Source organism: Streptomyces sp. R818, from assembly GCF_056172735.1.
Map to the genome: position 1 here is coordinate 350,778 of NZ_JAOCNE010000001.1, position 6,349 is coordinate 357,126.

At 71.0% G+C, this 6,349-nt stretch carries 2 protein-coding genes and 1 pseudogene; 2 read left to right on the forward strand and 1 reads right to left on the reverse strand.

Annotation, left to right across the window (positions count from 1 at the left end; genetic code table 11):
- The first annotated feature begins 44 nt into the window (after window positions 1–44).
- A complete protein-coding gene (locus N5I75_RS01525; protein WP_476673435.1) occupies window positions 45–2,129 on the forward strand; it encodes a M4 family metallopeptidase in 2,085 nt (694 codons plus the stop codon).
- 291 nt (window positions 2,130–2,420) lie between these two features.
- The gene (locus N5I75_RS01530) at window positions 2,421–3,986 is read left to right on the forward strand and encodes a M4 family metallopeptidase (protein ID WP_476673437.1); all 1,566 of its coding nucleotides are present in this window, start codon (window positions 2,421–2,423) and stop codon (window positions 3,984–3,986) included.
- Window positions 3,987–4,041: 55 nt separating this feature from the next.
- Here the strand turns inward: N5I75_RS01530 and glgP are convergent.
- Window positions 4,042–6,349: pseudogene (glgP, locus tag N5I75_RS01535) on the reverse strand (alpha-glucan family phosphorylase); the annotation flags it as partial.

Below are 6,349 nucleotides of genomic sequence, written 5' to 3' on the forward strand. Positions count from 1 at the left end.
CACTGGCCGCACACCCACATGCGGCCGCGCAGAAGGAGTCAGCGTTGAGAAGCACCTCCTCCACCTCCCACAGACGCCGGGCCACGGCAGCCGCGGCCGTCGGTGCCGTCACCGCCCTGCTGGCCGTCGCGTTCCAGTCGGGCCCGGCCTCCGCCGGCGCGGGCGCGGACACGGCGCAGGCCGCGACGGCCATCACGGCGAACGCCACGCGCGGCGCCGACCCGGGCGCCCTGCCCGCGAAGCTCTCCCCCGCCAAGCGCGCGGAGCTGCTGCGCGCGGCGAACACCACCAAGGCGAAGGCCGACACCGCGAAGAAGCTCGGCCTGGGCGCCCAGGAGAAGCTCGTCGTCCGGGACGTGCTGCAGGACCAGGACGGTACGACCCACACCCGCTACGAGCGCACCTACGCGGGACTGCCCGTACTGGGCGGTGATTTGATCGTCGAGAAGACGAAGGCGGGCGCCGAGCAGGGCGTCACGAAGGCGTCGAAGGCCCAGCTCAAGGGCGTGGACACGACGGCCGACGTGAAGCCGGCCGCGGCCGAGTCGCAGGCGCTGACCCTCGCCAGGGCCGACGGTTCGAAGAAGACCGAGGCCGACCGGGCGCCGCGCAAGGTCGTCTGGCTGGGCCAGGGCGCGGCCAAGGGGCAGCCCACCCTCGCGTACGAGACCGTCGTCGGCGGCCTCCAGGAGGACGGCACGCCGAACGAGCTGCACGTCATCACCGACGCGGCGACCGGCAAGAAGCTGCACGAGTGGCAGGGCATCGAGAACGGCACCGGCAACACCCAGTACAGCGGGACCGTCACGCTCGGCACCGCGCAGTCCGGATCGTCGTACACGCTGACCGACACCGCGCGCGGCAACCACAAGACGTACAACCTGAACCGCGGCACCTCGGGGACCGGCACCCTCTTCTCGGGCCCGGACGACGTGTGGGGCAACGGCAGCGCGAGCAACACCGAGACGGCCGCCGCCGACGCGCACTACGGCGCGGCGCTGACCTGGGACTACTACAAGAACGTGCACGGCCGCAGCGGCATCAAGGGCAACGGCGTCGGCGCGTACAGCCGGGTCCACTACGGCAACAACTACGTGAACGCGTTCTGGGACGACAGCTGCTTCTGCATGACCTACGGCGACGGCAGCGGCAACAGCAAGCCGCTGACCTCCCTGGACGTGGCCGCGCACGAGATGACGCACGGCGTCACCTCGAACACCGCCGGCCTCAACTACAGCGGTGAGTCCGGCGGTCTGAACGAGGCGACCTCCGACATCTTCGCCGCGGCCGTCGAGTTCTACGCCAACAACACGTCCGACCCGGGCGACTACCTCGTCGGCGAGAAGATCAACATCAACGGCAACGGCACCCCGCTGCGCTACATGGACAAGCCCAGCAAGGACGGCGCGTCGAAGGACTCCTGGTACTCCGGTATCGGCAGCGTCGACGTGCACTACTCGTCGGGCCCGGCCAACCACTTCTTCTACCTGCTCAGCGAGGGCAGCGGCGCGAAGGTCGTCAACGGGACGAGCTACGACTCCCCGACCTCCGACGGCCTGCCCGTCACCGGCATCGGCCGCGACAAGGCGGCGCTGATCTGGTACAAGGCGCTGACCACGAAGTTCACCTCGACCACCAACTACGCGGGCGCCCGCACCGGTGCCCTCGCGGCCGCCGGTGAGCTGTACGGGACGACGTCCACCGAGTACAAGGCGGTCCAGGACGCGTTCGCGGCGATCAACGTCGGCGCCCGCTCCGGCGGCGGCGACCCGGGCACCGGCAAGGTGTTCACCAACGACGCCAACTACAACATCCCGGACTACCCGGGCGCGGCGGTCAGTTCGTCCCTCACGGTCTCCGGCATCAGCGGCAACGCGCCGTCCACGCTGAAGGTCGGCGTCGACATCGTGCACACGTGGAGCGGTGACCTCCAGGTCGACCTGATCGGCCCGAGCGGGAGGGCGTACCGGCTGCACTCGTCGACGTACGACCCGACCCCGAACATCCAGACCACGTACACGGTCAACGCCTCCACCGAGACCGCCAACGGCACCTGGAAACTCCAGGTCAAGGACCTCGGCGCGGCGGACACCGGCTACATCAACCAGTTCAAGCTGACGTTCCCGTAAACGGGCCGCACGGTCTGGGCGCGCCGCCCCCGGTGAATCAACTCCCGGGGACGGCGCGCCCGTTCACGTTTCCTCCTTGTTTCCCGCGCGCGAATCCGTTCACATGCTGTTCGCAATACGGGAGTCAGTTTTCGCTCAACGAACGAATTCCGGCCAACCTGCGATCACGTACATGACATGTACAGCTCTCAACTGCCAGAGTTTCCCCGCACCGACAGCGTCACATGCACCACACGCACCATCTGCACGGCAAAGCTCGCTCCCCCACTTCGCTTGCAAGGAGCTTTCTTCGTGACCTCCCACATATCCCGCCGCACCGCTCTCTCCCTCGCCACCGCCGTCGCCGCCGGCGCCCTGGTCGCCGGAACGTTCACCGCCACCGGCGCCGCCGCCCAGCCCGCGGCCCCCTCGGCCACGCCCCTGGCCCTGAGCGCATCGGCCCGCGCCGGTCTCGTGCAGGACGCGAGCGCGAAGACCGCCGAGACGGCGAAGGAGCTGAAGCTCGGCTCGAAGGAGAAGCTCGTCGTCCGCGACGTGGTCAAGGACCGCGACGGCACCACCCACACCCGCTACGAGCGGACCTACGACGGGCTGCCCGTCCTCGGCGGCGACCTGGTCGTCCACGAGTCGAAGTCCGGCGTCCGCGAGGGCGTCACCCGCGCCACCGCCAAGTCCCTCGACGTGGCCACCGCCGGCGCCACCCTCAAGGCCGCCCCGTCCGGCGCCCGCAAGGTCGTCTGGGCCGCGAGCGGCACGCCGAGACTCGCGTACGAGAAGGTCGTCGCCAGTACGCACGAGGACGGCACGCCGAGCAAGCTGCACGTCGTCACCGACGCGGCGACCGGCAAGAAGATCTTCGAGTTCGACACGGTCCAGACCGGCACCGGCAAGTCGCGCTACAGCGGCACCGTCACAATCGGCACCACCAAGTCCGGCTCGACCTACTCCCTCACGGACGCGACCCGCGGCGGCCACTCCACGTACAACCTCAAGAACGGCTCGTCCGGCAAGGGCACCCTGTTCACCGACGCCGACGACGTGTGGGGCAACGGCACGACCACCGACGCCGCGACCGCCGGCGTCGACGCCGCCTACGGCGCCCAGGTGACCTGGGACTACTACAAGAACGTGCAGGGCCGCAACGGCATCAAGGGCGACGGCAAGGGCGCCTACTCCCGCGTCCACTACGGCAACGCCTACGTCAACGCGTTCTGGGACGACAGCTGCTTCTGCATGACCTACGGCGACGGCACGGGCAACAAGAACCCGCTCACCTCGCTCGACGTGGCCGCGCACGAGATGAGCCACGGCGTCACCTCGGCGACCGCGGGCCTCGTCTACAGCGGTGAGTCCGGCGGCCTGAACGAGGCGACGTCCGACATCTTCGGCACCTCGGTCGAGTTCTACGCCAACAACGCGTCCGACCCGGGCGACTACCTCATCGGCGAGAAGATCAACATCAACGGCGACGGCACCCCGCTGCGCTACATGGACAAGCCCAGCAAGGACGGCGCCTCGCTCGACGCCTGGAAGTCCGGCGCCGGCAACGTCGACGTCCACTACTCCTCGGGCATCGCCAACCACTTCTTCTACCTGCTCAGCGAGGGCAGCGGAAAGAAGACCATCAACGGCGTCTCCTACGACTCGCCCACCTCCGACGGCTCCACCGTCACCGGCATCGGCCGCGCCAAGGCCGAGAAGATCTGGTTCAAGGCCCTGACGACGTACTTCACGTCGACCACCAACTACGCGAAGGCCCGCACCGCCACCCTGAGCGCGGCCGGCGCCCTGTACGGCACCTCCTCGGCCGAGTACAAGGCCGTGGCCGCGGCCTGGACGGCCGTGAACGTCAAGTAACCCCGCCCTGCACGCGACGGCGCCCGGACCCGCGCGGTCCGGGCGCCGTCGCGTGTCACCGCATGAGCACTCCTGCGCCCTCCCCCACCGCCTCCGACGGCACCGCCACAAGGCCCGCCTCCGCCGCCGACGCCAGCAGGCGGTGGGACGGGAGGATGCGGACCGTGTAGCCGTAGGGGCCCGTGCGGTCCAGGGAGAGGGGGCCCTCGTAGGACCAGCGGTTCTCCGTGTCGGGGCCCGCGACCGGTTTGAGCGGGACCGTGTAGGCGTCGGCGATGCGGTCCTCGGCGTCGACGCGGCCCGCGACCGCCTGCACCTCCACGTCCTCGGGGCCGAGGTCGCCGAGGGCGACGCGGACGTGCAGGGAGAGGGTCGCGCCCAGCTCCGCCGCCGTGGCCGTCTCCGCCTCGACGTGGTCGACGGCGACCCGGGGCCAGGCCGCGCGGACCCGCGCCTTCCACGCCGCGAGCTCCCGGGCCGCGTCCGGGGTGAGCGCCCGGTCGGCGCGGGCGGCGGGCGCGTACAGCTTCTCGACGTACTCGCGGACCATGCGGCCCGCGAGGACCTTCGGACCCAGGTGGGTCAGGGTCTGGCGGACCATCTCGATCCAGCGGTCCGGCAGCCCCTCGGGCCCGCGCTCGTAGAAGCGGGGCGCGACCCGGCGCTCCAGGAGGTCGTAGAGCGCGGCGGCCTCCAGGTCGTCGCGGCGGTGCTCGTCGGTGGCCGTGCCGTCGGCGGTGGGGATGGCCCAGCCGAAGTCCGGCTCGAACCATTCGTCCCACCAGCCGTCCAGGACCGAGAGGTTGAGGCAGCCGTTGAGCGCCGCCTTCATCCCGGACGTGCCGCACGCCTCCAGCGGCCGCAGCGGGTTGTTGAGCCAGATGTCGCAGCCCGGGTAGAGCTTCTGGGCCATCGCCATGCCGTAGTCGGGCAGGAACACGATGCGGTGGCGCACGCGCGGGTCGTCCGTGAACCGCACCAGCTCCTGGACGAGGCGCTTGCCGCTGTCGTCGGCCGGGTGCGCCTTGCCCGCGACGACGATCTGCACGGGCCGCTCCTCGTCGAGCAGCAGCCGCATCAGCCGGTCGGGGTCGCGCAGCATCAGCGTGAGCCGCTTGTACGAGGGGACGCGCCGGGCGAAGCCGATGGTGAGGACGTCCGGGTCGAGGACCGAGTCGATCCAGCCCAGCTCGGCGCCGGACGCGCCGCGCTGGCGCCAGGACGCGGCGAGCCGGGTGCGCACCTCCTCCACGAGCTGGCCGCGCAGCTCGCGCCGCAGCTCCCAGATGTCCCGGTCGGGGATCTCGCCGACCGCGTCCCAGCGGTCCGAGCCGCCGACCGACAGGGCGTCCTCGGTGCGCCGCTCGCCGATCTGGCGGGCGCCGAGCCGGTAGACCTCGGGCGCGACCCAGGTCGGCGCGTGCACCCCGTTCGTCACGGAGGCGATCGGCACCTCCTCCGGGTCGAACCCGGGCCACAGACCCGCGAACATGCCCCGGCTGACCGAGCCGTGCAGGGTGGAGACGCCGTTGGCGCGCTGGGCGAGCCTGAGCCCCATCACCGCCATGTTGAAGACGTTCGGGTCGCCGCCCGGGTACGTCTCCATGCCGAGGCCGAGGATGCGGTTCACATCGAGCGCGGGAAGTTCGGCGGCGCCGCCGAAGTGCCGGGCGACCAGCTCGCGGTCGAAGCGGTCGATCCCGGCGGGCACGGGCGTGTGCGTGGTGAAGACGGTCCCGGCGCGGACCGCCTCGATCGCGGCGTCGAAGTCCAGCCCGTCGGCGCTCAGTTCGGCGATGCGCTCCACGCCGAGGAACCCGGCGTGCCCCTCGTTGGTGTGGAACACCTCGGGCGCGGGGTGCCCGGTGAGACGGCAGTACGCGCGCACCGCCCGTACGCCGCCGATGCCGAGCAGCATCTCCTGGAGCAGCCGGTGCTCGCTGCCGCCCCCGTAGAGCCGGTCGGTCACCTCGCGCTCGTGCGCGTCGTTCTCCTCCACGTCGGAGTCGAGGAGGAGCAGCGGCACCCGGCCGACCTGCGCCTGCCACACGCGCGCGAGCAGCCGGCGCCCGCCGGGCAGCGCGAGCGCGATGTGGGTGGGGCTGCCGTCGGGCTCGCAGAGTAAGGACAACGGCAGCTCGTTCGGGTCGGTGACGGGGTACGTCTCCTGCTGCCAGCCGTCCCTCGACAGCGACTGCCGGAAGTACCCGTGCCGGTAGAGCAGCCCTACGCCGATCAGCGGCACCCCCGAGATCGCTTGCGGCCTTGAGGTGGTCGCCCGCGAGGATGCCGAGGCCGCCGGAGTACTGCGGCAGCGCGGCCGTGATGCCGAACTCGGGCGAGAAGTAGGCGACGGCGGCGGG